Origin of the sequence: Lacimonas salitolerans (assembly GCF_042677865.1) — a bacterium.
GTDB lineage: Bacteria > Pseudomonadota > Alphaproteobacteria > Rhodobacterales > Rhodobacteraceae > Lutimaribacter > Lutimaribacter salitolerans.
The window spans coordinates 1-25072 of the sequence record NZ_JBHUDD010000043.1 but is presented as its reverse complement, the minus strand read 5'-3'; the positions used below and the strand labels follow the sequence as shown (position 1 = coordinate 25072).

The window sequence follows — 25072 nt, the reverse complement described above, 5'->3', positions numbered from 1 at the left end:
CCCGTGTCAAAAGGAGTGATGCCATGCGAATGATTGCCGCGCTAGTACTGGCCGTGGGCCTGAGTGGTGGGCTGGCACAGGCCGCCACCGCGCAGCCGCCGTTGCGCGACGTGCCGCAGATCGACAACCAGATGCTGTGGGTCGCCCTGGCGATCGAGATCAGCGAGCGATGCGACTCGATCGCGCCGCGCACCCTGCGTGGGCTGAATTACCTGTGGTCGATCCGGTCGCAGGCCAGCGATCTTGGCTATTCGGATGCCCAGATTAGAGACTATGTGAAAAGCGATGCCGAGAAGGCGCGGATACGTGCCCGCGGCGAGGCTTATGTGCGCAACCACGGGCTGGACCCGGCCAAGGATGCCGACCTGTGCCAGCTGGGGCGCGACGAGATTCAGAAGAGCAGCCAGATCGGCGCCTTCCTAAGAGCGAAGTGAGGACCAATGACTGACCTCCGCAAGATCATCATAGATGGCAACGAGATCGAGGTTGATCCGGCCATGACCCTGATCCAGGCCTGCGAAGAGGCCGGGATCGAGATTCCGCGGTTCTGTTACCACGAGCGGCTGTCCATCGCGGGCAATTGCCGGATGTGCCTGGTCGAGGTCGTGGGCGGACCGCCCAAGCCTGCGGCAAGCTGTGCGATGCAGGTCAAGGACCTGCGCCCCGGTCCCGAAGGCGCGCCGCCGGTGATCAAGACCAACAGCCCGATGGTCAAGAAGGCCCGCGAAGGGGTGATGGAGTTCCTGCTGATCAACCACCCGCTGGATTGCCCGATCTGCGATCAGGGCGGCGAGTGCGATCTTCAGGATCAGGCGATGGCCTATGGCGTCGATTTCAGCCGCTTTCGCGAGCCCAAGCGCGCGACCGAGGATCTGGACCTTGGCCCGCTGGTCGAAACCCATATGACGCGCTGCATTTCCTGCACCCGTTGCGTGCGGTTCACCACCGAGGTGGCCGGGATCACCACAATGGGTCAGACCGGGCGCGGCGAGGATTCCGAGATCACCGCCTATCTGGGCGAGACGCTGGACAGCAATCTGCAGGGCAACATCATCGACCTGTGCCCGGTGGGCGCGCTGGTCAGCAAGCCCTATGCCTTTACCGCGCGCCCCTGGGAGCTGACCAAGACCGAGAGCATCGACGTGATGGATGCGCTGGGGTCGAGCATCCGGGTCGATACCAAGGGCCGCGAAGTGATGCGGTTTTTGCCGCGCAACCATGACGGCGTGAACGAGGAATGGATTTCCGACAAGACGCGGTTTGTCTGGGACGGGCTGCGGCGGCAGCGGCTGGACCGGCCGTATGTGCGCAAGAACGGCAAGCTGCGCCCGGCCACCTGGCCCGAGGCGCTGTCGCTGGCGGCGGAAAAGATCAAGGGCGCCAAGGCGTTGGCCGGTATGGTCGGCGATCTGGCCCCGGTCGAGGCGGCGTTTGCCCTCAAGCAGTTGATCGAAGGTCAGGGTGGCGTTGTCGAATGCCGCACCGATGGCGCCAAGCTGCCCAGCGGCAATCGTGGCGGCTATGTCGGCACGGCCACAATCGAGGAGATCGACAGCGCGCAATACATCATGCTGATCGGCACCAACCCGCGCGACGAGGCGCCCGTGCTGAACGCGCGCATCCGCAAGGCCTGGACCAACGGGGCCGAGGTGGGGCTGATCGGCCCGGCGGTCGATCTGACCTATCCCTATGCGCATATGGGCGATGACCGCGCGGCGCTGGCGGATCTGTCGGGGCGCAGTTTTGACAAGGTGGTTGATCTGCCTTCCGTGGTGATCGTGGGGCAGGGTGCGCTGACCGAGGCCGATGGCGCGGCGGTGCTGGGCCATGCGATGAAGGTGGCCGAGGCGACGCAATCGCGGCTGCTGATCCTGCACACGGCGGCGGGGCGCGTGGGCGCGATGGATGTCGATGCGACCAACCCCAAGGGCATGGCGGCGGTGCAGGATGCCGATGTGATCTACAACCTTGGTGCGGACGAGGTCGAGATCGGCGAGGGCGCGTTCGTGATCTATCAAGGCAGCCATGGCGACCGGGGGGCGCATCGCGCCGATGTGATCCTGCCCGGGGCCGCCTACACCGAGGAGCAGGGCCTGTTCGTGAACACCGAAGGCCGGCCGCAACTGGCGCTGCGGGCAAGTTTCGCCCCCGGCGAGGCCAAGGAAAACTGGGCCATCCTGCGCGCCCTGTCGGGCGAGATGGGCGCGACGCAGCCCTGGGACAGCCTGGCGCAGTTGCGCCGCGTTCTGATCGAGGCGGTGCCGCATCTGGGCCGGATCGACGAGGTGGCCGAGAACGCATGGCAGCCGCTGGAGCCGGGCACGCTGGGCGACGCGGCCTTCCGCTATGCGATCCGCGATTTCTGGCTGACCAACCCGATTGCGCGGTCCAGCGAGTTGATGGCGGAACTGTCGGCCAACGCCAAGGCCCGCACCATGGCCGTGGCCGCCGAGTGATGCGCGCCGCGGGTGTCATATCCCCCCTCGCCAGCGTGGTGCTGGCGGGCTGCATGGCCTCGGACCAGCCGCAGCCCGAGCGCCCCGTGGTGCCGGAAAACGCGGTCTATCGGGGCGTCGAGACGCGGCTGCTGGATGGGGATCTGGTGAATTTCATCGTCGCCATGCGCGGCGCGCGTGACACGGATGACGTGACCGCCTATGCCGAGTGCGCGGCGGCGCAATATGCGCTGATCCGGGGCTATGGCTTTGCGCGTCAGGTACGCACGAATGTGGATGAAAACAATGAGATCTGGACCGGCGATGCGGTCTACACGATCTCGCCCGCGCTGCCGCGCGGCACCCGGACAATTGACGCCGAGGTGACGGTTGCGGCCTGCCGGGAAAACGGAATACCGACGGTGTAGAGGGCAAAATGACCGAATTCTTTACCAACAACTATCTGGGCATGTTGCTTGTCATCGTTGGGCAGGTTCTGTTGCTGGTGCTGCCGCTGATGCTGGCGCTGGCATTCCTGATGTATGCCGACCGCAAGATCTGGGCGGCGGTGATGATGCGGCGCGGCCCCAACGTGGTGGGGGCCTTTGGCCTGCTGCAAAGTTTCGCCGATTTCCTGAAATACATCGTCAAGGAAGTGATCTTTCCCGCCGGGGCCGACCGGGCGGTGTTCCTGATGGCCCCGATGGTGACGCTGGTCATGGCGCTGATCGCCTGGGCGGTGATCCCGTTCAACGATGGCTGGGTGATTTCCGACATCAACGTGGCGATCCTGTATGTCTTTGCCGTCTCCAGTCTTGAGGTCTACGGCGTGATCATGGGCGGCTGGGCGTCGAACTCGAAATATCCGTTCCTTGGCAGCCTGCGCTCGGCGGCGCAGATGATCAGCTACGAGGTCAGCATCGGTCTGATCATCATCGGCATCATCATTTCCACCGGGTCGATGAATTTCGGCAATATCGTGCGGGCGCAGGATGGTGACTTTGGCCTGTTCAGCTGGTACTGGCTGCCGCACCTGCCGATGCTGTTCTTGTTCTTCATCAGCGCGCTGGCCGAAACCAACCGGCCGCCGTTCGACCTGCCCGAGGCGGAATCGGAACTGGTGGCGGGCTATCAGGTCGAATATTCCTCCACGCCGTTTTTGCTGTTCATGATCGGCGAACTGGTGGCGGTGGTGCTGATGTGCGCGCTGGTGTCGCTGATGTTCTTTGGCGGCTGGCTGTCACCCATCCCCGGGCTGCCCGACGGCGTGTTTTGGATGATCCTGAAGATGCTGTTCGTTTTCTTCATGTTCTCGATGGTCAAGGCGATCACGCCCCGGTACCGGTACGACCAGCTGATGCGGCTGGGGTGGAAAGTGTTCCTGCCGATGTCGCTGTTTTGGGTGGTGTTCGTGGCGTTCGCGGCAAAATTTGAATGGTTCTGGGGCGCGTTCGCGCGCTGGAGCTGAGGGAGATCACATGACACAGATCGACTACAGACGCGCGGCGGGCTATTTCCTGCTTTCGGACTTTTTCAAGGGGTTCAAGATCGGGCTGCGCTATTTCTTTGCGCCCAAGGTCACGATCAACTACCCGCATGAAAAAGGCCCGCTGTCCCCTCGGTTTCGCGGTGAACACGCGCTGCGCCGCTATCCCAATGGCGAGGAACGCTGCATCGCGTGCAAGCTGTGCGAGGCGATCTGCCCCGCGCAGGCCATCACCATCGACGCCGAACCGCGCGAGGACGGCAGCCGCCGCACCACGCGCTATGACATCGACATGACCAAGTGCATCTACTGCGGTTTCTGCCAGGAGGCCTGCCCGGTCGATGCCATCGTCGAGGGGCCGAATTTCGAATTCGCCACGGAAACCCGCGAGGAACTGTTCTACGACAAGGCCAAGCTGCTGGACAACGGCGACCGCTGGGAGGCCGAGATTGCCCGCAACCTTGAACTGGATGCCCCCTACAGATGAGCGATCCCAAAACCCCTTTCGAGCTGATGATGCAGCAGGCGCAGGAAATGGCCAAGGCGTTCAATCCGGCGCTGGAGACCTTCAACCCCCGGGGGTTTGAAAAGCTGTGGCCGACGATGCCCAAAGAGATCATGGAAATGACCTTTGGCAAGGGAATCAGCAAGGATGGGCTGGATGCCAAGACAAGGCTCTTGATCACGCTGGCCGGGCTGACCATGCAGGGCGCGCAGGCCGACACGCAGATTCGCATGACCGTGCGCCATGCGCGCGAGGCCGGGGCCACGCGGGACGAAATCGCCGAGACCATCGCGCAGATGTCGATGTTCGCCGGCATACCGGCCATGACCCGCGCGATGGAGCTTGCGCGCGAGGTGATGGACGAAGGAAAGGACGACGAGGCATGACAATCGTTGCACTGGCATTCTACCTGTTCGCCATCTGCGCCATCGCGGGCGGGCTGTTCACCGTGATCAGCCGCAACCCGGTGCATTCGGTGCTGTGGCTTATTCTGGCGTTCCTGTCCTCGGCGGGTCTGTTCGTGCTGCTGGGGGCCGAGTTCGTGGCGATGCTGCTGATCATCGTCTACGTGGGCGCGGTGGCGGTCCTGTTCCTGTTCGTCGTGATGATGCTGGATGTGGATTTCGCCAAGCTCAAGGCCGAGATGGCGCAATACATGCCGCTGGCGCTGCTGATCGGTGTGGTGCTGCTGATGCAGTTCGCCATCGCCTTCGGTGCGTGGGAAACCTCGACCGGGGCGCAGGCCGCCCGCGCGGCACCGACACCCGAGGGCGTCGAGAATACCGCGGCCCTGGGCTTGCTGATCTATGACCAGTATTTCCTGGTTTTCCAACTGTCGGGGCTGATCCTGATGGTGGCCATGGTGGGGGCGATCGTGCTGACGCTGCGCCACCGCTCGGACGTGAAACGCCAGAACGTGCTGCAACAGATGTACCGCGACCCCGACAAGGCGATGGAACTGCGCGACGTGAAACCGGGGCAGGGCCTTTGACCAAAGAAAACCGGAACGGGGCGATCTGCGCCCCGGCACAACCGGAAAAGACGATGGGACAGACCAATGATCGGACTTGAGCATTACCTGACAGTGGCGGCCACGCTGTTTGTCATCGGGGTTTTCGGGCTTTTCCTGAACCGCAAGAACGTGATCATCCTGCTGATGAGCATCGAGCTGATGCTGCTGGCGGTGAACATCAATCTGGTCGCCTTTTCCAGCTATCTCGGCGACATGGTGGGGCAGGTGTTCACCCTGTTCGTTCTGACCGTCGCCGCGGCCGAGGCCGCGATCGGGCTGGCCATTCTTGTGTGTTTCTTCCGCGTGCGCGGAACCATCGACGTTGAAGACGTCAACGTGATGAAAGGCTGACGACCCATGGCACAGATCATTCTTTTCGCGCCCCTGATCGGGGCCCTGATCGCGGGCTTTGGCTGGCGGCTGATCGGTGAGCAGGCGGCGCAATGGGTCACCACCGGGCTGCTGTTCCTGTCGTGCCTGCTGTCATGGATCGTGTTCCTGACGCTGGATGCCTCGGTGACGCAGCAGATCCACATCCTTGATTTCATCCGCTCGGGCAGTCTGGATACCGCGTGGTCGATCCGGCTGGACCGGCTGACCGCGATCATGCTGATCATGGTGACCAGCGTGTCGGCACTGGTGCACCTGTATTCCTTTGGCTACATGGCGCATGACCATGCCTGGAAGGACGGCGAGCATTACAAGGCGCGGTTCTTTGCCTACCTGTCGTTCTTTACCTTTGCCATGCTGATGCTGGTGACCGCGGACAACCTTGTGCAGATGTTCTTTGGCTGGGAGGGCGTGGGGGTCGCGTCGTACCTGCTGATCGGGTTCTACTACAAGAAACCCAGCGCCAATGCTGCGGCGATCAAGGCCTTTGTCGTCAACCGGGTGGGCGATTTCGGCTTTGCGCTGGGGATCTTTGCGCTGTTTTTCCTGGTGGACAGCATCAATCTGGACGATGTGTTCGCCGCCGGGCCGCAACTGGCCGAGACGCAGCTGACTTTCCTGTGGACCGAGTGGAACGCCGCCAACCTGATCGCGTTTTTGCTGTTCATCGGCGCGATGGGGAAATCGGCGCAACTTTTCCTGCACACCTGGCTGCCCGACGCCATGGAAGGGCCGACGCCGGTGTCAGCCCTGATCCATGCCGCCACGATGGTGACGGCGGGCGTGTTCCTGGTCTGCCGGATGTCGCCCATTCTGGAGTACGCGCCCGAGGCGATGATGTTCGTCACCTTTCTTGGGGCCTCGACCGCCTTTGTCGCGGCGACCATCGGTCTGGTGCAGAACGACATCAAGCGCGTGATCGCCTATTCGACGATGTCGCAGCTTGGCTACATGTTCGTGGCGGCGGGCGTCGGCGTCTACTCGGTGGCGATGTTCCACCTGTTCACGCATGCGTTCTTCAAGGCGATGCTGTTTCTGGGCGCCGGATCGGTGATCCACGGCATGCATCACGAGCAGGACATGCGCAACTATGGCGGGTTGCGCAAGAAGTTCCCGATGACCTTCTGGGCGATGCTGATCGGCACGCTGGCGATCACCGGGGTGGGCATTCCGCTGACCACGATCGGTTTTGCCGGCTTCCTGTCAAAGGATGCCGTGATCGAGAGCGCCTATGCCGGCACCAACGGCGGCTATGCCTTCTGGATGCTGGTGATCGCGGCGCTGTTCACCAGTTTCTACAGCTGGCGGCTGATGTTCCTGACCTTCTGGGGCACGCCGCGCGGCGACAAGCACACCCACGAGCATGCCCATGAAAGCCCGACCATCATGCTGGCACCGCTGGCGGTGCTGGCCGTCGGGTCGGTTCTGGCGGGCATGGTCTGGTACAACAGCTTTTTCGGCCATACCGACGATGTCGGCAGGTTCTTCGGCGTTCCCTATGCCGAGGCCGAGGCGCAGGAGGGCGAAAGCGCGCCCGAACATCACTACGTGATGACCGGCGCACCGGGGCAGGGTGCCATCCATATCGCGCCCGGCAACACCGTGCTGGACGATGCGCACAACGTGCCGAAATGGGTCAAGATCAGCCCGTTCATCGCCATGCTTCTGGGTCTGGCGGTGGCGTTCTGGTTCTACATCCTCGATCCGACCATGCCGGGTCGCGTGGCCGCGGCGAACCGCCCGCTGTACCTGTTCCTGCTGAACAAGTGGTATTTCGACGAGATCTACGACTTTGTCTTCATCCGGCCTGCGAAATGGCTGGGCGGCTTCCTGTGGAAGCGCGGCGATGGTGACGTGATCGACGGGACGATCAATGGCGTGTCGATGGGGGTGATCCCCTTCTTCTCGCGGCTCGCCGGTCGGGCGCAGTCGGGGTACATCTTTACCTATGCATTCTGGATGGTCGTCGGCATCGTCGTGATGGTGACATGGATGACGCTCACCGGGGGGGCGCAGTAATGGACAATCTTCTTTCCATCGTCACCTTCATCCCGGCGCTGGCGGCGCTGATCCTGGCGGTGTTCCTGCGCGGCGAGGATGCTGCGGCGCAGCGCAATGCCAAGTGGCTGGCCCTGATCGCCACCAGCGTGACCTTTCTGATCTCGCTGTTCATCCTGTTCCAGTTCGATCCCGCCAACACGCGCTTTCAGTTCGTCGAGGAACGCGAGTGGCTGATGGGGCTGAAATACCGCATGGGCGTGGACGGGATCAGCGTGCTGTTCGTGATGCTGACCACCTTCATGATGCCGCTTGTGATCGCTGCAAGCTGGGATGTGTCCACCCGCGTCAAGGAATACATGATCGCCTTCCTGCTGCTGGAAACGCTGATGCTGGGCGTGTTCATGGCGCTGGACATGGTGCTGTTCTACCTGTTCTTCGAGGCAGGGCTGATCCCGATGTTCCTGATCATCGGCATCTGGGGCGGCAAGCAGCGCATCTATGCCTCGTTCAAGTTCTTCCTCTATACCTTCCTTGGCTCGGTGCTGATGCTGGTGGCGATGGTGGCGATGTTCGCGGATGCGGGCACCACCTGCATCGCGGCCTGCGGTGACGGACCGTCGCTGATGACCCATGTGTTCAGCTCGCAGGGGATCTCGGTGCTGGGCATCCAGATCGTCGGCGGGATGCAGACGCTGCTGTTCCTGGCGTTCTTTGCCAGTTTCGCGGTCAAGATGCCGATGTGGCCGGTGCACACCTGGCTGCCCGATGCGCACGTGCAGGCACCCACCGCGGGGTCGGTGGTGCTGGCGGCGATTCTGCTCAAGATGGGCGGCTATGGCTTTCTGCGGTTTTCGCTGCCGATGTTTCCGGTGGGGGCCGATGTTCTGGCCCCGCTGATCCTGTGGCTGTCGGCCATCGCCATCGTCTACACCAGCCTTGTCGCGCTGGTGCAGGAGGATATGAAAAAGCTGATCGCCTACAGCTCGGTGGCGCATATGGGCTATGTGACCATGGGCATCTTTGCCGCCAACCAGCAGGGGATTGACGGCGCGATCTTCCAGATGATCAGCCATGGCTTCATCAGTGGCGCGTTGTTCCTGTGCGTCGGCGTGATCTATGACCGGATGCACACGCGCGAGATCGACGCCTATGGCGGGCTGGTCAACCGGATGCCGGCCTATGCGCTGATCTTCATGTTCTTCACCATGGCCAACGTGGGCCTGCCGGGCACCAGCGGCTTTGTCGGCGAGTTCCTGACGCTGATGGGCGTGTTCCAGGTCAACACATGGGTTGCCCTTGTGGCCACCAGCGGCGTGATCCTGTCGGCGGCCTATGCGCTGTGGCTGTATCGCCGGGTGGTGCTGGGCGATCTTATCAAGGAAAGCCTGAAGACCATCAAGGACATGACGCAGCGGGAAAAGGCGATCTTTGCCCCGCTGATCGTGATGACCCTGTGGCTGGGCGTCTATCCGGCGGCGGTGACCGATATCATCGGGCCGTCGGTGTCGGCGTTGATCCAGAATTATGACATGGCCCTGGCCGATGGCGCATCCGCCACCCAGGTCGCCCAGGCAAACAAGGACTGACAAGATGATCAAGGCTGATCTGATCACCATCCTGCCGGAAATCGTGCTGTCGGCCTATGCGATGGGCGCGCTTCTGGTTGTTGTCTACACGGCCAAGGACCGGGCCGCGGGGCTGCTGGTGTGGCTGACCGCCGCGGTGTTCGCGCTGCTGGCAGTCTGGATCGGGCTGAGCGGGTCCGGCACCAACGTGGCCTTCAACGGGATGTTCCACGATGATGCCTTTGCCCGGTTCGCCAAGGTCACCATCCTGCTGAGTGCGGCCGTCGTTCTGGTGATGAGCCAGGAGTATATGGCGCGGCGCGGGATGCTGCGGTTCGAATACCCCGTTCTGGTGGCGCTGTCTGTTGTCGGCATGATGATGATGGTCAGCGCGGGCGACCTGATCGCGCTCTACATGGGGCTCGAACTGCAATCTCTGGCGCTGTATGTGGTGGCCAGCTTGCGGCGCGACAGCCTGAAATCGACCGAGGCGGGGTTGAAATATTTCATCCTTGGCGCGCTGTCGTCGGGCCTGCTGCTGTATGGCGCGTCGCTGGTCTATGGATTTGCGGGCACCACGCTGTTTTCGGGCATCATCACCGCGGCGGGTGACGGGCAATTGCCGCTGGGCCTGCTGTTCGGGCTGGTGTTCATGATCGCCGGTCTGGCGTTCAAGGTGTCGGCGGTGCCGTTCCACATGTGGACGCCGGATGTCTACGAAGGCTCGCCCACGCCCATCACGGCATTCTTTGCCACCGCGCCCAAGGTGGCAGCGATGGCGCTGTTTGCCCGGGTGATGCACGATGCCTTTGGCGATGCCACCGGCGACTGGACGCAGATCGTGGCGCTGCTGGCGGTGCTGTCGATGTTCCTGGGCGCGGTTGCGGCGATCGGGCAGACCAACATCAAGCGGCTGATGGCGTTCTCGTCCATCGCGCATATGGGCTATGCGATGATCGGACTGGCCGCAGGCACCGCGCTGGGGGTCGAGGCGATGCTGATCTACATGGCGATCTACGTGACCATGAACATCGGCACCTTCGCCTTTATCCTGTCGATGGAACGCGACGGCAAGCCGGTGACCGAGATCAGCGCGCTGAACATGTACGCCAAGCGGGAACCCGGCCGGGCGCTGGCCATGCTGGTGCTGTTGTTCAGCCTTGCAGGCGTGCCGCCGATGCTGGGCTTCTTCGCCAAGCTGGGCGTGTGGCGCGCGGCGCTGGATGCCGATATGGTCTGGCTGGTGGTGGCATCCGCCGTGGCCTCGGCCATCGGGGCGTTCTATTACCTGCGCATAGTGTTCTACATGTATTTCGGATCTGAAGGTGAGACGCTGGAAACCGAGCGCGCGCCGGTGCTGTGGGTCTGCCTGATGGGGTCGGCTGCGGTGATGGTGCTGGGCATCATCAACCTGTTCGGGATCGAGGGCGCGGCAACCGCCGCAGCGGCCACGCTTGTCAACTGATCCACGCACCTGTGCGACGGCGCGGCGCCCGCTGGGCGCCGCCTGCGTTTCGGGGCCGGGCGCATGACCTGGCCTGCGGGCTATGGCCGCCGCGTGTTGGCCGAGGTCGACAGCACCAATGCCGAGGCCGTGCGGATCGCTCCCACCCTGACCGGGCCGGAGTGGATACTTGGCCTGCGCCAGACCCAGGGGCGCGGACGACGCGGGCGGCCCTGGCGTGATCCGGGCGGGAACTTTGCCGGCACGCTGGTGCTGCGCCCCGAGGGGCCACCGGGGCATGTGGCGCTGCTGTCCTTCGTGGCGGCGCTGGCCCTGCACGATGCCTGCTGCGCGGTGACCGGCAGGCCGCAGGCCTTTGAGCTGAAATGGCCAAATGACGTGCTGCTGAACGGTGGCAAGCTGGCCGGTATCCTGCTGGAAAGCACAGGCGTTGGCACCGGGGTGGCGCATCTGGCCATCGGCATCGGCGTCAACCTGCGCGAAGTGCCCGAGGCGGCGACGGTGGAACCCGGCGCGCTGCGCCCCGTTGCGTTGATGACGGAAACCGGCATCGCGGTGACGCCCGAAGAGTGCCTGGACCTTCTGGCCGCCGCGTTCGCCACCCGCAAGGCGCAGTTCGACGCCGATGGTTTTGCCCCGATCCGCGAGGCCTGGCTGGCCCGCGCCGCGCGGCTGGGCGAAGATGTGATCGCCCGCACCCTGCGCAGCACCATGGAGGGGCGGTTCGAGACGATTGACGATACCGGCAATCTGGTGCTTGTGACGGCGCAGGGCCGGATGGCGATCCCGGCGGCGGACATATTCTTTGAAGGGGGCACCGATGCTTCTGGCGATTGATTGCGGCAATACGAATACCGTGTTCACCATCTGGGACGGTTCGCGGTCGCTGTGCACGCTGCGCACCTCGACCCATCATGCGCGCACGGCGGATGCCTATTTCACCTGGTTTCATACGCTGATACAGCATTATGGCATCGAGACGAAGATCACCGATGTCATCATCAGCTCGACCGTGCCGCGCGTGGTGTGGAACCTGCGGGTCTTTGCCGACCGGTTCTTTGGCTGCCGCCCGCTGGTCGTGGGAAAGCCGGAATGCGCGCTGCCGGTGGCACCGCGTGTGGACGCGGGCACGACGGTGGGACCGGACCGGCTGGTGAATACCGCAGGCGGGTTCGACCGGCATGGCGGCGACCTGATCGTNCACCACGTTTGACGTGGTGGCCGAGGATGGCGCCTATGTGGGCGGGGTGATCGCCCCGGGGGTGAACCTGAGCCTTGAGGCGCTACATATGGGCGCAGCGGCATTGCCGCATGTGGACATTACGCAGCCCGAGCATGTGATCGGCACCAACACGGTGGCCTGTATCCAATCGGGCGTGTTCTGGGGCTATACCGGGCTGGTCGAAGGGATCACCGCCCGCATCAAGGCCGAATACGGCCGCCCGATGAAGGTGATCGGCACCGGCGGGCTGGCCCCGCTGTTTGCACAGGCCGAGAACCTGTTCGACAGCATCGAGGAAGATCTGACAATGCACGGTCTGACCGTGATTCACAGTTATAACAAGGAACAGGGCAGCATATGAGCCGCGAGAAACTGATTTACCTTCCCCTTGGCGGTGCCGGGGAAGTGGGGATGAACTGTTACGTCTACGGATACGGGGCCGAGGGCAAGGAACGGCTGATCGTCGTCGATCTGGGCGTGACATTTCCCGATATGGACGGCACGCCGGGGGTGGACCTGATCCTGCCCGACATCGCCTGGCTTGAGGAACGGCGCAACCAGATCGAGGCGATCTTCATCACCCACGCGCACGAGGATCACGTGGGAGCTGTGGGGCACCTCTACGAGCGTCTTGGCGCGCCGATCTATTGCCGCGCGTTCACCGCGAATATCGCGCGCGGCAAGATGGCCGAGCATGGCCACTCGGACAAGACCGTGCGCACCGTGTCGCCCTGGCCTGAAACCACCACCGCCGGGCCGTTCACCGTGGGGTTCCTGCCGATCTCGCATTCCATTCCCGAAACCAGCGCGCTGGTGATCGACACGCCCGACGGGCGCGTCGTGCATACCGGCGATTTCAAGCTGGACCGCACCCCGATCGTGGGCGAGGCGTGGACCCCCGAGGTCTGGGCGGATGTTGCCAAGCCCGGCATCAAGGCGCTGGTGTGCGATTCAACCAACGTGTTCTCGCCCGATCCGGGCCGGTCGGAATCCGATATCGCCGACAACCTCGAGGCGCTGATTTCCGAAGCCAGCGGCATGGTCGTGGCCACGACATTCGCCAGCAACGTGGCGCGGGTGAAAACACTGGCGCAGGCGGGGGAGCGGGCGGGGCGGTCGATCTGCCTGATGGGGCGTGCGATGCGCCGGATGATAGAGGCGTCGGTGACCACCGGCGTGTTGGGCGATTTTCCGCAGGTCATCAGCCCCGAGGATGCTGCGCAATTGCCGCGCGAAAACGTCATGCTGCTGGTCACCGGCAGCCAGGGTGAACGCCGCGCCGCCAGCGCGCAACTGGCCAATGGCAAGTACATGGGCATGAAGCTGAAAGAGGGCGATCTGTTCCTGTTCTCGTCCAAGACCATTCCGGGCAACGAGCGTGGGGTGATCCGCATCATCAACCAGTTCTCGGAAATCGGCGTGGATGTGGTGGATGACAGCGGCGGGCGCTATCACGTGTCGGGCCATGCCAACCGCCCAGACCTGACCACGATGCACGAGCTGATGAAGCCGCAGATGGTGATCCCCATGCATGGCGAGCATCGCCACCTGCGCGAACATGCCAAGCTGGCGCAGACCAACGGCACGCAAGCCATCGTGGCGGTCAACGGCACCATGGTGTCGCTGTCGGGCAATGCGCCGCAGGTCGCGGGCTATGTCGAAACCGGGCGCACCTATCTGGATGGGTCGGTCAAGATCGGCGCGCTGGACGGGATCGTGCGTGACCGTCTGCGTATGGCAATGAACGGCCATATCGTCGTGTCCGTCATCATGGACGAGGAAAACGAGGCGCTGGGGGAACCCTGGGTCGAGATCAAGGGCCTGCCCGAGATCGGTACGTCCAATGCCGCGCTGGTCGATGTGCTGGAGGCCGACATCGACCAGTTCGTCCAGAGTGCGGGCACCAAGATCCGCGCCGATGATGACAAGCTGGACGAAGGCATCAAGCGCGTGGCCCGCAAGACCTGCCAGGACGAGATCGGCAAGAAGGCCGAGGTGACGGTGATCATCAGCCGTCTGGAGTGAGGCCGGTTCTTGACGCTGAAACGAAAAAAGGCCCCGCAAGGGGCCTTTTTTGTCGGGTGCATCGATGAAATGACCGGGCTGTCAGCCGGTGCGCCGCTCTTCAAAGCTGAGTGCAATGAAGCTGGGCAGATGATCGCCCATGCCGACAACCTTGTCATCGCGCCCGCGACCGCCGCTGCGCCCTGACGGGCTGCGCTCGGCCTTGGGTTGCTCTGCTTTAGCCTGCTCGGGTTTCGCGCGCTCTGTGCGGGCCGGTTCGGGTTTGGCCTCGACCGGTTTTGCCTCGACCGGCTTTGCGGTCTCGGCTTCTGCCTCGGGCTTTTTCTTGCTGCGCGACACGCGCGGGCCGCGGGCGGTCTTTTCAGGGGCCTTTTCGGACGTGTCCGCATTGACCGGCTCTTCGGACAGGGGGGCGGCATCGCCCAGAGGGTTGGGCAGGCGGGGGATTTCCGATTGTACCAACTTTTCGATCGCGGCGAATGTCTTGTCGTCGCGCGGGGTGCAGATCATCAGGGTCGTGCCCTTCTTGCCTGCGCGGCCCGTGCGGCCGATCCGGTGCACGTAATCCTCGGCATGGCTGGGCACATCGAAGTTGATCACGTGGCTGACATCGGGAATGTCGAGGCCCCGCGCGGCCACATCCGAGGCCACAAGAAACCGCAGGCTGCCATCGCGGAACCCGTCCAGCGTGCGCGTGCGCGTGCTCTGGTCCAGGTCGCCATGGATCGGCGCCGCGTCGTAGCCGTATTTTTTCAGGCTCTTGGCGGTGGCATCCACATCGGTCTTGCGGTTGCAAAAGATGATGGCGTTCTTGCAGGCATCGCCTTCGCCGTCGATCAGCGCGCGCAGCAGGGTGCGTTTCTCGGTGCCTTCGCGGTCGCGGCGCGAGGGTTTGAACATCACGACGCCCTGCTTGATGTTCTCGCCTGCAGTGGCCTGACGGGCCACCTCGATCCGCTCGGGCGAGGACAGGAAGGTGTTGGTGATCCGCTCGATCTCGGGCGCCATGGTCGCGCTGAAGAACAGGGTCTGGCGGGTAAAGGGTGTCAGGCTGAAGATGCGTTCGATATCGGGAATGAACCCCATGTCGAGCATCCGGTCGGCCTCGTCCACCACCATGATCTGCACGCCGGTCAGCAGCAGCTTGCCGCGTTCGAAATGATCCAGCAGGCGGCCGGGGGTGGCGATCAGAACGTCGACGCCACGGTCGATCAACTGATCCTGTTCCTTGAAGCTTACGCCGCCGATCAACAGCGCCTTGGTCAGCTTCATGTGCTTGGTGTAGATGTCGAAATTCTCGGCCACCTGGGCGGCCAGTTCGCGTGTCGGGCACAGCACCAGGCTGCGTGGCATCCGTGCGCGTGCACGGCCCTTGCCCAGCAGGGTGATCATCGGCAGCACGAAACTGGCGGTCTTGCCGGTGCCGGTCTGCGCGATCCCCAGAACGTCGCGCCCTTGCAGGGCGGGGGGAATCGCGCCGGCCTGAATCGGCGTCGGTGATTCATAGCCAGCTTCGTCGATGGCCTTGAGAACTTTGGGATCGAGATTGAGGTCGGAAAACTTCGTCATGGGTATCCGTTCATTACGGACACATCATGGCCCGTACATCTGTTCAGGGTCAGGCCCGTATGGCCCCGCGGTTTTTCGCGTAGCAACCCCGTGTGCGCGCAAGTAACGCAAAGGGCCAGCGTGGTCAATGCAGGCGTGAGCGGATTCGCCGCTGCATCAAGGACCATGGGGTAAATCGCGCGGATTTCGGCAGATTGTCTCCTAATCGGTATCAATGCGCGGAAAGTGCCGGGCGCGTTTGGCGTCAAGATCCAGCGCATGACTGCGCAACAGGCCGTGAGTGCACAGGCTGTCCAGCAGTTCGGGATGGGCGGTGCAGACCTGATCGTAGAAGCGGCGAACCGCCTGTTCGCCGCCCTCGGCGCGCAGGGTCTGGAACAGATCGTGCAAGGTCAGCCCGCCTTTTTGCCCAGGTTTCAGCTCGGCCCGGTACGACCCCTTGTCCAGCCGGTAGTCGAGTGCGGCGCGAAACGCCTGCCAGCTTTCGGCGTGCATGTGCAGCAAGGTGGTGTCGCGCAAGCGCACCTCGCCGGGGTTCATCGCGTCATGCACCCAGATGTTGTGGATCTGCACCTTCAGCCCCTCGATCCCGGTGCGATAGATCATCTTGCCCGCGACATGGGACAGGAAGCCGCCGTTCAGATGTGCGCCGTAGTCGGGCCAGATCGCGGCGGTCTGACGGTCGCGCGTGGCCCGGTCGGCGGTGCAGGTCTTGAAATGCGTCACCGGGCCGTCGCCCGCCAGCGCCTCGGCCACGGGGAGGCGCGCGCCCATGCAGTCGGGTGACAAGGCTGCCAGTTGATCCGCCAAGGGCAGGTCAGGCCACAGGAACTCATCCACGTCGATATGCGCCAGCCAGTCAACCTGCCCGGTGGCACGGCCATAGGCGTGGCGGGCGTTTTCGAACTGGCGCGACTGGTGTTTGACCCGGCGTTTCATCCCCAGTTTCTGCCAATAGGCCGCATCGGTCAGCATGGGCCGGCATTTGGGGTGGCTTTTGAGCGCGTCAAAGGCAGCGCCATTGTCATCGTCAAGGTAGATGAACAGCCGATGCGCGCCCAGATCCAGATGATGCGCGGCAAAGTTCAGCACCTCGCGCACCGGGGCCTTGATCGTGGCGACGATTCCCCAGGTGGTCATGGCGCACGTTCCGGCAACGGGCCAAAATGCTGCGCCACGGCGGCGTCCAGATTCAGTGGGCGTTCGATCAGCATGCCGCGCGCGCGAAGGCGTTCCATCAGGGCCGGCGTGGCGGCGCAGACCTCGTCGAAAAAGGCGCGCAGGCCGGTTTCGCCCTCGGTCTCGATCAGAAAATCCAGCACATCGCGCAGCTTGAACGCCTCGCGGTCGGCCTTGCGATAGCTGCCGCGCGTCAGGCGGAAGTCCAGATGCTGTCGGAACGTGTCCCAATCGGGGGCATGGGCGTGGCCCAGCAGAATATCGTTGACGCGCAGGCGGTTGCCCACCGGCGCGCCATCATGCGACAGCGTGTGCAGACCCATGCGCAGCCCCGGAATGCCGGTGCGGGCGATCAGCTTGCCCTCAAGATGGCTGACGAAGCCGCCGCGCAGATGGGTGCCGAAGGTGGGGTAGACCTCGGGCAAGGTCGTCTTGTCATGACCCGCCATGCGCGGCGTGGTCTTGAACATCTCGGGCGTGCTGCCCGCCAGCATCTCAACGGGCGGAATCAGCAGCGCGGCCTGATCGGGCGGGGCGGCAGCCAGCAGATCGGCCAAGGGTGCGTCGGGCAAAAGGAATTCATCGACATCTATATGGGCCAGCCAATCCAGATCGGTCGCGTTGTAGCATTGCGTGGCGACCCAGGCCTGCCGCATCTGATGCGCCTTCATGCGTGGCTTTTTCTGGCCCGCCCACCAGTCGGTGTCGCAGGTGATGACCTGCACATCCGGGTTTTGTGACAGAAAATCAGCGGTTTGCGGATCGGGTGTGTCAAGAAAGACCGTCACCCGGGCCGCGCCCAATGACAGGTGATGCGCGGCAAAGTGGGCGATGCGTGGCAGGGGCGCGTTGGTCAGGGTCACGGTGCCCCAGCGGATGGTGGCCGGATCGGTCTTGACCGGCAGGGGCACGGGTGCGGCGACCTCGGGCTGATCCGCCGGGGCGCGCCGTTTGGACAGCCCCTCGGCTGCCAGTTGCTTTTCGCGCTGCGCCCGCATCAGGCGCAACCGGCGAAAGATACCGCCTGGATCGTGGATCAGCAGGTCCAGCAGGTGATGGGCCAGCGGGGCGATCACCGGGTCTGCGCTCGCATCCTGCCACAACCGGCCCAGCAGGTTCACGTCCAGCCCGCCGCCCGCCAGCGCATAAGCGTCCATTTCCATCGGCAGGCGCTTGGCTGACTTTTTCCCGACATCGAAGGCCTGATCGGGTTTGTGGCCGGAATACAGACGCTCTGTTTCATAGAGCTTCATCATGCTGAACAGGACGGTCAGGGACTGGCCCAGCCGGCGCTGGGTTTCTGTCGCGCCGTGATCGCCGAACGTGGTGATGGCCGAGACCATCCAGCGCGCATCAAGCCGGGCCAGCAGGTAGTCGGATTCCTCGGCCCAAAGGCGTTGGAACAGCGCGGCACAATGAGCGGGCTGGTTGCGGCGGCGCAGGTTGGCGATCAGCAGGCCATGCAGGCGCAGAAGTTCAGGTAGCGTATGAAAGTCGCCTGCCAACTCTTTGAACTTGCGTGCATAAGAGCTGCGGGAGTCTGCAACCTCGGGCGCGCGCCCATCGACGCGGTTGGCCTTGAGAGGTTGCAGATCCACGCCCAGCGGCGGCAGCGCCTCGCCCGGTCCAAAAACCAGCGGGTCGCGGCGACGCTCCATCTGCTCAAGGATCGCCGGAAAACCGCCGGGATAGGTGGGACTGGCACGCTTCATGGCGGACAGGATGGCCCGCGGTCGTGGCGCGCGCAAGAGGCGTCAGGCAGGCGGCAGCGGGTCGCCCGCATCCAGATCGGGGCCGGGGTCGCGCGCGGCCTGCACCCGGGCCCAGACCAGCGGGTTGATCCGGTCGGGCCATGTGCCGGACAGGGCAAAGCGCAGGCGAGGTGTGGTGGGGCCAAGGGTTTCGATCCGGTCGATCAGGGCCGGTCCGTGGGTGGCCAGCAAGTCCTCCAGCGGGCCGGCGGCGAGCATGGCCACATCGTCGGGGCTGTCACAGAGCGGCAGGGCCGCGAGGGTCAGGTCAAGCCCGGTGTCGGGATGGTCGGCGCATAGCCGGTCGGTGAGCGCCATGGCCCAGGCCTGCGGATGGGTGCGCAGCGCCTGTTCCGACGGGTCGTCGGCGGCGGTGTCGCGCAGGTAGGTCAGCAGGTGGTGTGCCAGGCGATCGGCGGGCAGGTCGCCTGCGGGCAGGGTTTCGGGTGAGACATCAAGCAGTTGAGCGACGAGGCTGCGGGGAATGTCGGACATGGATCAACCTGCGTTGGGGTGCATCACGGGCCAGTAGCCTGCGGCAAGGAGAGCAACCGTGGGTCGCGGTGTCAGGACGGTCACGGGGCCGGTGGGTTTGGTGGCTTCTGGTCTGTAACCATCTGGTGTGTAATGGTAAATTTGCCTGTCTGCCACAAGGTGCGGCTGACCTTCGTGCAGGATGAAGGTGCCTGCGGGCAGCGTCGCGGCATCGCTTTCGTGACGCATCTGCTGCCGGGTTCTTGTCACGCGGGCGCGGTGCAGGGCGCGGTCCAGATCGGCGGCACTGGCGGTGGGGCCGTGCACCTGCTCCCACAGCGCGCGAAAGCGGGTGTAGGCCGGGCGGTTGCATTCGGCACAGGGGCGGTGACCGGCGGCAAGGGCTACGGATTCGTCCAGAAAAAACAACTCGGTATAGGCACCGGGCTGCATCACCTGTCGGTGGCGGTCCTTGAAGTGCAAGCGGCAGTAGATCCAGTGCGGATGCCGCCAGCTAGCCGTTCCAAGACGGCGCTGCGCGTCGTGCAGGATGCCGCGATTGCCCATGAGCGTGCCGCGCGCGGGATGCGCCACGATGTCGCCACTGGGCAGGACGCGGTTTTGCAGGGCCACGTCAGACCATCATTTCCTTGGTCGCCGACAGCGCCACATCTGGATAATCGCGCCCGATGCGGTCGATATCCCATTGCAGGCGTGTCAGGTACACGATGTCGGAATCGTTGTCCGTTGCGATGTGCTGCTTGTTGGCAGCGACGAATTTATCCACAGCCTCTTTCGGACCGGTGACCCAGCGGGCGCTGGTGAATTGCGACGATTCGAACCGGACGGGCAGGCCGTATTCAAGCTCGATCCGGCTGGCCAGCACCTCGAATTGCAAGGCACCGACGACGCCGACGATAAAGCCCGAGCCGAAGGAGGGTTTGAACACCTTTGCGGCGCCTTCCTCGGCGAATTGCATCAGGGCCTTTTCCAGATGCTTGGCCTTCATCGGATCACCCGCGCGGCAGGTCTGCAACAGCTCCGGCGCAAAGCTGGGAATACCGGTAACACGCAAAGCTTCACCTTCGGTTAATGTGTCGCCGATGCGCAGCTGGCCGTGGTTGGGGATGCCGATGATGTCGCCGGCCCAGCCTTCTTCGGCCAGTTCGCGATCCGAGGCCAGGAACATCACCGGGCTGGAGACGGTCATCGCCTTCTTGCTGCGCACATGGGTCAGTTTCATGCCGCGCTTGAAATGCCCCGAGGCGAGGCGGACGAAGGCGACACGATCCCGGTGCTTGGGGTCCATGTTGGCCTGAACCTTGAAGACAAAGCCGGAAACGTTTGTTTCTTCTGGCAAAATCTGACGAGGCTGGGCGCGCTGCGGCTGGGGTTCGGGGCCGTAGGTGGCGATGCCTTCCATCAGTTCCTTGACCCCGAAGGAGTTGATGGCCGAGCCGAACCAGATCGGCGTCATGTGCCCCTCGACCACCGATTGGGGGTTGAGCTCGGGCAGCAGCTCGCGGGCCATTTCGACCTCTTCGCGCAGCTTTTCCAGCAGGTGGGCGGGGATGTGTTTGGCCAGTTCGGGGTCGTGCAACCCCTTGATCTGGATGGATTCCGCCACCTTGTTGCGGTCGGCGCGGTCCATCAGTTCCAGCCGGTCGTTGAGCATGTCGTAGCAGCCCAGGAAATCGCGGCCCATGCCGATGGGCCAGCTTGCCGGGGTCACGTCGATGGCAAGGTTTTCCTGAATTTCGTCAATGATGTCAAAGGTGTCGCGGCTTTCGCGGTCCATCTTGTTGCAGAATGTCAGGATCGGCAGGTCGCGCAGGCGGCAGACCTCGAACAGCTTTTGCGTCTGGCTTTCCACGCCCTTGGCCCCGTCGATCACCATGATCGCCGCATCCACCGCCGTAAGGGTGCGATAGGTGTCTTCGGAAAAATCCGAGTGGCCGGGTGTGTCCACAAGATTGAAGCGGAACTGCTTGAAATCGAACGACATTGCCGAGGCAGAGACCGAGATGCCCCGGTCCTTTTCCATCTGCATGAAATCGCTGCGGGTGCGCCGGGCCTCGCCCTTGGCGCGGACCTGTCCGGCCATCTGGATGGCACCGCCATAGAGCAGGAATTTCTCGGTCAGGGTGGTCTTGCCCGCATCGGGATGCGAGATGATCGCAAAGGTGCGGCGCCGCGCGATTTCGGGCGGCAGATCGGGGCGGTTTGTGGCGGTGTCCAGCATGAACGGGCGTATAGGTAAGGACTGCGGCATTTGCAAGAAATCCCGATGTGCCGCCCATGCACGGACCATGCACCGACCATGCACACACGGGAACGTGAGTTTTGTTAACGCGCGCGCAGCCCGGAGGCGGCCAGAAAGTCGGGGATGCGTGCCTTGAACCTGAAGAAGCCGTGGGTGGCGTGGGGCCATGCGCGGGCGTCGAAATCGCGCAGGACGCGGGCCAGCGGCTGATCGGCGGCAAGACCGGTCAGCATCTCGGCCATGCGGCCGGTGGGCGCGTGGGGGGTGACGATCTGGTCGGCCCCCGTGCCCTCGGCCCAGGCGCGCAGGTCGGTGGCGTTGTCGATCATGGTGACCGGGCCAAGCCTGTCACCCCAGCGCGCCTGCACATCCGCCAGCGCGCCGGTGGTGAACCGGTGCACGGCGTCGGACACCGCCAAAGGGCTGCGCCCGGCGCTGGCCTGCACCAGCGCAGTGGCAACGGGGGCCAGGCCGCGATCGAAGAGGAAACCGGGGCTGAGGTCGTCCTCGTGCAGGATCAGGGCGGTGGGGCGGTCGTAGGCCACGACGTCGCCGGTGGGCGCGGGCAGGGGCGCCGGGTGTGGGGCGCTGTCCAGCGGCGGGGCGCTGGGGGCGAGGCCCTGCGTGGTGAACCGCTGCCCGGTGTATCTGGCGATGTTGTCGGCCCGCGCCAGATAGGTCTTGCCCTTGGTCTGGATGCCCGCGACCCAGCGCCAGCCCAGCGTGTTGGAGGCCGGATCGCCATCCAGAAGATGGCGCAGGAAGAAATCGGCCCCCAGTTCCCACGGCAGGCGCAGGGTGAAGACCCAGATCGAGGCGAACCACATCCGCGCGTGGTTGTGCAGGTACCCGGTCTGCACCAGCTCCTGCGCCCAGGCGTCGAAACAGTCGATGCCGGTGCGGCCAAGGCACGCATCCTCCCACGCGGCGCGCAGGCCGGATTCGGCCTGCACCCGGTCCCAGGCGCGGGTGACCCCGGCGCGGTATTCCAGCCAGACAGAGGGGCGCAGTTCCAGCCAGCCTTTCCAGTAGGTGCGCCAGAACACCTCGGCGATGAATTTCTCGGCGGCGCGGGGTGAATGGCGGCCCAGCACGGCCTGCAGCACCTCGGCCTCGGTCAGCAGGCGGTGGCGGATGTAGGGGGACAGGCTGGACACGTTGTCGTGACGCCCGGCCCCGTGGTCGAAGTTGCGCAGCTTGGCGTAATCGGCCCCCGCGCGGGGCAGGAATTGCTGGAGTTTCTCCAGCGCGGCGGTGCGGGTGGCGGGAAAGTCTGTCATCTTTGCGGGCCTTGTTCTGTGCCTGTGGGGAGCTAGACCAAGACAAACGGGCGACAAGCCGGGCCGGTGCCCCTTGCAGCCCCTTGGACGCACCACTAAGACTCGGTTAACAACTGACGGCTAATCATCGGAAACAAACATTAAGCAGGCGGGCGGAAATGAAAGATCCACTTGATATCTACATGAATACGCTGGTTCCCATGGTGGTGGAGCAGACCAGCCGGGGCGAGCGAGCTTACGACATCTTCTCGCGCCTGCTGAAGGAGCGGATCATTTTCGTGAACGGTCCGGTGCATGACGGCATGTCCAGCCTGATCGTCGCGCAGCTGCTGCACCTTGAGGCGGAGAACCCGTCAAAGGAAATCAGCATGTACATCAACAGCCCCGGCGGGTCCGTGGTGGCGGGGATGAGCATCTATGACACGATGCAGTACATCAAACCCAAGGTGTCGACGCTGGTGTGCGGGCTTGCGGCCTCGATGGGGTCGGTGATCGCCATCGGCGGGGCCAAGGGGATGCGGTTCTCGCTGCCCAACGCCGAGTTCCTGGTGCACCAGCCCTCGGGCGGGATGCAGGGCACGGCGGCCGATATCCTGATTTCGGCCCAGCACATCGAGCGCACGCGGGAACGGATGTACAAGCTGTACATGCGCCATTCGGGCCAGGACTATGACACGGTGCGCGAGGCGCTGGACCGCGACAAGTGGATGAGCCCGGAAGAAGCCAAGGACTGGGGCCATCTGGACGAGATCGTCGAGAACCGCGTTGTTGGTGACGAAGACGGCAAGTAAACGTTTAGCCGTCCCCCGGTCGGGGTGCGGCGCAAATTTCGCATTGTGGGCGCGGGACGGCTGTTTTAGGCTACCGTCCAACGCTTTGGCACCGGCCCCGCGCCGGCACATGCAGGACGAGGCCTGAAAGGGACGATATGGCGACGAATTCCGGCGGCGACAGCAAGAACACCCTCTATTGCAGCTTCTGCGGCAAGAGCCAGCATGAGGTGCGCAAGCTGATCGCAGGCCCCACGGTGTTCATCTGCGACGAATGCGTCGAGCTGTGCATGGACATCATCCGCGAAGAGACCAAGAGCGCGGGGCTGAAATCGACCGACGGTGTGCCGACACCGCGCGACATCTGCGAGGTGCTGGACGATTACGTGATCGGGCAGGCGATGGCAAAGCGGGTGCTGTCGGTGGCCGTGCACAACCACTACAAGCGTCTGAACCACTCGGCCAAGTCCAGCGATATCGAACTGTCGAAATCCAACATCCTGCTGATCGGCCCCACGGGCTGCGGCAAGACGCTGCTGGCGCAGACGCTGGCGCGGATTCTGGACGTGCCCTTTACCATGGCCGATGCCACCACTCTGACCGAGGCGGGGTATGTCGGCGAGGACGTCGAGAACATCATTCTGAAACTGCTGCAATCGTCGGAATACAATGTCGAGCGCGCGCAGCGCGGCATCGTCTATATCGACGAGGTCGACAAGATCACGCGCAAGTCGGAAAACCCGTCGATCACCCGCGACGTGTCGGGCGAGGGCGTGCAGCAGGCGCTGCTCAAGCTGATGGAGGGCACCGTCGCGTCGGTGCCGCCGCAGGGCGGGCGCAAGCATCCGCAGCAGGAGTTCCTGCAGGTGGACACGACAAACATCCTGTTCATCTGCGGCGGGGCGTTCGCCGGTCTGGACCGGATCATCAAGCAGCGCGGCAAGGGCAGCGCCATGGGCTTTGGTGCCGATGTGCGCGACGATTCCGAGGCCGGGATCGGCGAGACCTTCAAGGAGCTCGAGCCCGAGGATCTGCTGAAATTCGGTCTGATCCCGGAATTCGTCGGCCGCCTGCCGGTGATCGCCACGCTGGAGGATCTGGACGAGGACGCGCTGATCACCATCCTGACGCAGCCCAAGAACGCGCTGGTCAAGCAGTATCAGCGGCTGTTCGAACTGGAAGACGTGCAGCTGAGCTTTACCGACGATGCGCTGAGCGCGATCGCCAAGCGCGCGATCAAGCGCAAGACCGGCGCGCGTGGTCTGCGCTCGATCCTCGAGGACATCCTGCTGGACACGATGTTCGAACTGCCCGGGCAGACCGAGGTGCGCGAGGTCGTGGTGAACGAAGAGGCGGTGACCTCCGAGGCCCGCCCGCTGCTGATCTATGCCGACAAGAAGAAAGAGGGCGCGACGGCCGGCTAGGGCGGTTGCAGAGTGATACCTGACAAAGGCGGTGTGCAAACGCCGCCTTTTTTCGTGGCATTGGTGGAGACAGCATGAGGATCAGGCGGATACACTCGGGCGGCGCATACGAGGCCAGGATCGGCTATTGCCGTGCAGTTGTTGCAGGTGGATTTGTGCATGTGGCGGGCACTGTGGGGCAGGGTGAGACTGTGCAGGCGCAATGCTGCCGCGCGACAAACAGGCTGAGAATCCAGCGTCAATCAGGATGAGAACG

At 63.8% G+C, this 25072-nt stretch carries 22 protein-coding genes and 2 pseudogenes; 17 read left to right on the top strand and 7 right to left on the bottom strand.

Translation table 11 applies throughout. From position 1 onward, the window contains the following. Nucleotides 1-23 precede the first annotated feature (23 nt). The 14 genes and pseudogenes from ACFTOW_RS06290 (at nt 24) to ACFTOW_RS06225 (ending at nt 14106) form a co-directional block, all read left to right on the top strand. Nucleotides 24-434: a DUF5333 domain-containing protein gene (locus ACFTOW_RS06290; protein WP_379914199.1), complete on the top strand. Its 411-nt coding sequence runs from the start codon at nt 24-26 to the stop codon at nt 432-434. Between the two features lie 6 nt (nt 435-440). Next, complete coding sequence (gene nuoG, locus ACFTOW_RS06285; protein WP_379914197.1) at nt 441-2456, top strand: NADH-quinone oxidoreductase subunit NuoG; 2016 nt, start codon at nt 441-443, stop codon at nt 2454-2456. Further along, nucleotides 2456-2863: a hypothetical protein gene (locus tag ACFTOW_RS06280; protein WP_379914195.1), complete on the top strand. Its 408-nt coding sequence runs from the start codon at nt 2456-2458 to the stop codon at nt 2861-2863. The genes nuoG and ACFTOW_RS06280 overlap by 1 nt, the downstream gene beginning before the upstream one ends. An 8-nt stretch (nt 2864-2871) precedes the next feature. Continuing rightward, complete coding sequence (gene nuoH / locus ACFTOW_RS06275; RefSeq protein ID WP_379914193.1) at nt 2872-3903, top strand: NADH-quinone oxidoreductase subunit NuoH; 1032 nt, start codon at nt 2872-2874, stop codon at nt 3901-3903. Nucleotides 3904-3913: 10 nt separating this feature from the next. Beyond that, on the top strand, nt 3914-4408 hold the full coding sequence (gene nuoI / locus ACFTOW_RS06270) for an NADH-quinone oxidoreductase subunit NuoI (protein ID WP_379914191.1): 495 nt from the start codon (nt 3914-3916) through the stop codon (nt 4406-4408). Further along, complete coding sequence (locus tag ACFTOW_RS06265; protein WP_024811839.1) at nt 4405-4812, top strand: carboxymuconolactone decarboxylase family protein; 408 nt, start codon at nt 4405-4407, stop codon at nt 4810-4812. Before nuoI ends, ACFTOW_RS06265 begins: the two co-directional genes overlap by 4 nt. Then, nucleotides 4809-5417: an NADH-quinone oxidoreductase subunit J gene (locus ACFTOW_RS06260; RefSeq protein ID WP_379914188.1), complete on the top strand. Its 609-nt coding sequence runs from the start codon at nt 4809-4811 to the stop codon at nt 5415-5417. Before ACFTOW_RS06265 ends, ACFTOW_RS06260 begins: the two co-directional genes overlap by 4 nt. Nucleotides 5418-5483: 66 nt before the next feature. Beyond that, a complete protein-coding gene (gene nuoK / locus ACFTOW_RS06255) occupies nt 5484-5789 on the top strand; it encodes an NADH-quinone oxidoreductase subunit NuoK (protein WP_379914186.1) in 306 nt (101 codons plus the stop codon). Nucleotides 5790-5795: 6 nt separating this feature from the next. After that, a complete protein-coding gene (gene nuoL / locus ACFTOW_RS06250) occupies nt 5796-7847 on the top strand; it encodes an NADH-quinone oxidoreductase subunit L (protein WP_379914184.1) in 2052 nt (683 codons plus the stop codon). Further along, complete coding sequence (locus ACFTOW_RS06245; protein ID WP_379914182.1) at nt 7847-9415, top strand: NADH-quinone oxidoreductase subunit M; 1569 nt, start codon at nt 7847-7849, stop codon at nt 9413-9415. Before nuoL ends, ACFTOW_RS06245 begins: the two co-directional genes overlap by 1 nt. A gap of 4 nt (nt 9416-9419) precedes the next feature. Beyond that, a complete protein-coding gene (gene nuoN / locus ACFTOW_RS06240) occupies nt 9420-10859 on the top strand; it encodes an NADH-quinone oxidoreductase subunit NuoN (protein WP_379914180.1) in 1440 nt (479 codons plus the stop codon). 63 nt (nt 10860-10922) lie between these two features. Next, a complete protein-coding gene (locus ACFTOW_RS06235; protein ID WP_379914178.1) occupies nt 10923-11696 on the top strand; it encodes a biotin--[acetyl-CoA-carboxylase] ligase in 774 nt (257 codons plus the stop codon). Further along, nucleotides 11680-12442 (top strand): annotated as a pseudogene (locus ACFTOW_RS06230) (type III pantothenate kinase). The gene ACFTOW_RS06235 and the pseudogene ACFTOW_RS06230 overlap by 17 nt, the downstream one beginning before the upstream one ends. Next, entirely contained in the window at nt 12439-14106 is a 1668-nt protein-coding gene (locus tag ACFTOW_RS06225) for a ribonuclease J (protein ID WP_379914176.1), read from the top strand. Before ACFTOW_RS06230 ends, ACFTOW_RS06225 begins: the two are co-directional and overlap by 4 nt. Before the next feature lie 81 nt (nt 14107-14187). On the opposite strand, the gene ACFTOW_RS06220 is transcribed toward ACFTOW_RS06225, so the two are convergent. The 7 genes from ACFTOW_RS06220 to ACFTOW_RS06190 all read right to left on the bottom strand — a co-directional run bounded on the left by ACFTOW_RS06220 (nt 14188) and on the right by ACFTOW_RS06190 (nt 22622). Beyond that, entirely contained in the window at nt 14188-15675 is a 1488-nt protein-coding gene (locus ACFTOW_RS06220; RefSeq protein WP_379914174.1) for a DEAD/DEAH box helicase, read from the bottom strand. A gap of 201 nt (nt 15676-15876) precedes the next feature. After that, on the bottom strand, nt 15877-16815 hold the full coding sequence (locus ACFTOW_RS06215) for a glycosyltransferase family 2 protein (protein WP_379914172.1): 939 nt from the start codon (nt 16813-16815) through the stop codon (nt 15877-15879). Continuing rightward, nucleotides 16812-18566, bottom strand: a complete 1755-nt coding sequence (locus tag ACFTOW_RS06210; RefSeq protein WP_379914169.1) for a glycosyltransferase family 2 protein — start codon at nt 18564-18566, stop codon at nt 16812-16814. The genes ACFTOW_RS06215 and ACFTOW_RS06210 overlap by 4 nt, the downstream gene beginning before the upstream one ends. Nucleotides 18567-18608: 42 nt before the next feature. Beyond that, nucleotides 18609-19100: a DUF6869 domain-containing protein gene (locus tag ACFTOW_RS06205; RefSeq protein WP_379914167.1), complete on the bottom strand. Its 492-nt coding sequence runs from the start codon at nt 19098-19100 to the stop codon at nt 18609-18611. 3 nt (nt 19101-19103) lie between these two features. Continuing rightward, nucleotides 19104-19712 (bottom strand): hypothetical protein, encoded by a 609-nt coding sequence (locus ACFTOW_RS06200; RefSeq protein WP_379914165.1) that lies wholly within the window; start codon nt 19710-19712, stop codon nt 19104-19106. 1 nt (nt 19713) lies between these two features. Then, nucleotides 19714-21321 (bottom strand): peptide chain release factor 3, encoded by a 1608-nt coding sequence (locus tag ACFTOW_RS06195; RefSeq protein ID WP_379914163.1) that lies wholly within the window; start codon nt 21319-21321, stop codon nt 19714-19716. A 104-nt stretch (nt 21322-21425) separates the two neighbouring features. Beyond that, a complete protein-coding gene (locus ACFTOW_RS06190) occupies nt 21426-22622 on the bottom strand; it encodes an FAD-binding domain-containing protein (protein WP_379914161.1) in 1197 nt (398 codons plus the stop codon). Nucleotides 22623-22780: 158 nt separating this feature from the next. Here ACFTOW_RS06190 and ACFTOW_RS06185 point away from each other — a divergent pair, with 158 nt between their 5' ends. From ACFTOW_RS06185 to ACFTOW_RS06175, 3 genes and pseudogenes are all read left to right on the top strand, one after another. Further along, a complete protein-coding gene (locus ACFTOW_RS06185) occupies nt 22781-23413 on the top strand; it encodes an ATP-dependent Clp protease proteolytic subunit (RefSeq protein WP_379914159.1) in 633 nt (210 codons plus the stop codon). Between the two features lie 137 nt (nt 23414-23550). Beyond that, on the top strand, nt 23551-24816 hold the full coding sequence (gene clpX, locus ACFTOW_RS06180) for an ATP-dependent Clp protease ATP-binding subunit ClpX (protein WP_379914157.1): 1266 nt from the start codon (nt 23551-23553) through the stop codon (nt 24814-24816). Nucleotides 24817-24890: 74 nt separating this feature from the next. Continuing rightward, nucleotides 24891-25022 (top strand): annotated as a pseudogene (locus tag ACFTOW_RS06175) (RidA family protein); the annotation flags it as partial. Nucleotides 25023-25072 lie beyond the last annotated feature (50 nt).

Coding starts and splice junctions, on each gene's coding strand:
- ACFTOW_RS06290 (WP_379914199.1), top strand. CDS start 24: ATGCGAATGATTGCCGCGCTAGTACTGGCCGTGGGCCTGAGTGGTGGG.
- ACFTOW_RS06195 (WP_379914163.1), bottom strand. CDS start 21,321: ATGCTGGACACCGCCACAAACCGCCCCGATCTGCCGCCCGAAATCGCG.
- ACFTOW_RS06225 (WP_379914176.1), top strand. CDS start 12,439: ATGAGCCGCGAGAAACTGATTTACCTTCCCCTTGGCGGTGCCGGGGAA.
- ACFTOW_RS06260 (WP_379914188.1), top strand. CDS start 4,809: ATGACAATCGTTGCACTGGCATTCTACCTGTTCGCCATCTGCGCCATC.
- nuoN (WP_379914180.1), top strand. CDS start 9,420: ATGATCAAGGCTGATCTGATCACCATCCTGCCGGAAATCGTGCTGTCG.
- nuoL (WP_379914184.1), top strand. CDS start 5,796: ATGGCACAGATCATTCTTTTCGCGCCCCTGATCGGGGCCCTGATCGCG.
- ACFTOW_RS06210 (WP_379914169.1), bottom strand. CDS start 18,566: ATGAAGCGTGCCAGTCCCACCTATCCCGGCGGTTTTCCGGCGATCCTT.
- ACFTOW_RS06280 (WP_379914195.1), top strand. CDS start 2,456: ATGCGCGCCGCGGGTGTCATATCCCCCCTCGCCAGCGTGGTGCTGGCG.
- ACFTOW_RS06220 (WP_379914174.1), bottom strand. CDS start 15,675: ATGACGAAGTTTTCCGACCTCAATCTCGATCCCAAAGTTCTCAAGGCC.
- ACFTOW_RS06265 (WP_024811839.1), top strand. CDS start 4,405: ATGAGCGATCCCAAAACCCCTTTCGAGCTGATGATGCAGCAGGCGCAG.
- ACFTOW_RS06215 (WP_379914172.1), bottom strand. CDS start 16,815: ATGACCACCTGGGGAATCGTCGCCACGATCAAGGCCCCGGTGCGCGAG.
- nuoH (WP_379914193.1), top strand. CDS start 2,872: ATGACCGAATTCTTTACCAACAACTATCTGGGCATGTTGCTTGTCATC.
- ACFTOW_RS06205 (WP_379914167.1), bottom strand. CDS start 19,100: ATGTCCGACATTCCCCGCAGCCTCGTCGCTCAACTGCTTGATGTCTCA.
- ACFTOW_RS06185 (WP_379914159.1), top strand. CDS start 22,781: ATGAAAGATCCACTTGATATCTACATGAATACGCTGGTTCCCATGGTG.
- nuoK (WP_379914186.1), top strand. CDS start 5,484: ATGATCGGACTTGAGCATTACCTGACAGTGGCGGCCACGCTGTTTGTC.
- clpX (WP_379914157.1), top strand. CDS start 23,551: ATGGCGACGAATTCCGGCGGCGACAGCAAGAACACCCTCTATTGCAGC.
- ACFTOW_RS06235 (WP_379914178.1), top strand. CDS start 10,923: ATGACCTGGCCTGCGGGCTATGGCCGCCGCGTGTTGGCCGAGGTCGAC.
- nuoG (WP_379914197.1), top strand. CDS start 441: ATGACTGACCTCCGCAAGATCATCATAGATGGCAACGAGATCGAGGTT.
- nuoI (WP_379914191.1), top strand. CDS start 3,914: ATGACACAGATCGACTACAGACGCGCGGCGGGCTATTTCCTGCTTTCG.
- ACFTOW_RS06245 (WP_379914182.1), top strand. CDS start 7,847: ATGGACAATCTTCTTTCCATCGTCACCTTCATCCCGGCGCTGGCGGCG.
- ACFTOW_RS06190 (WP_379914161.1), bottom strand. CDS start 22,622: ATGACAGACTTTCCCGCCACCCGCACCGCCGCGCTGGAGAAACTCCAG.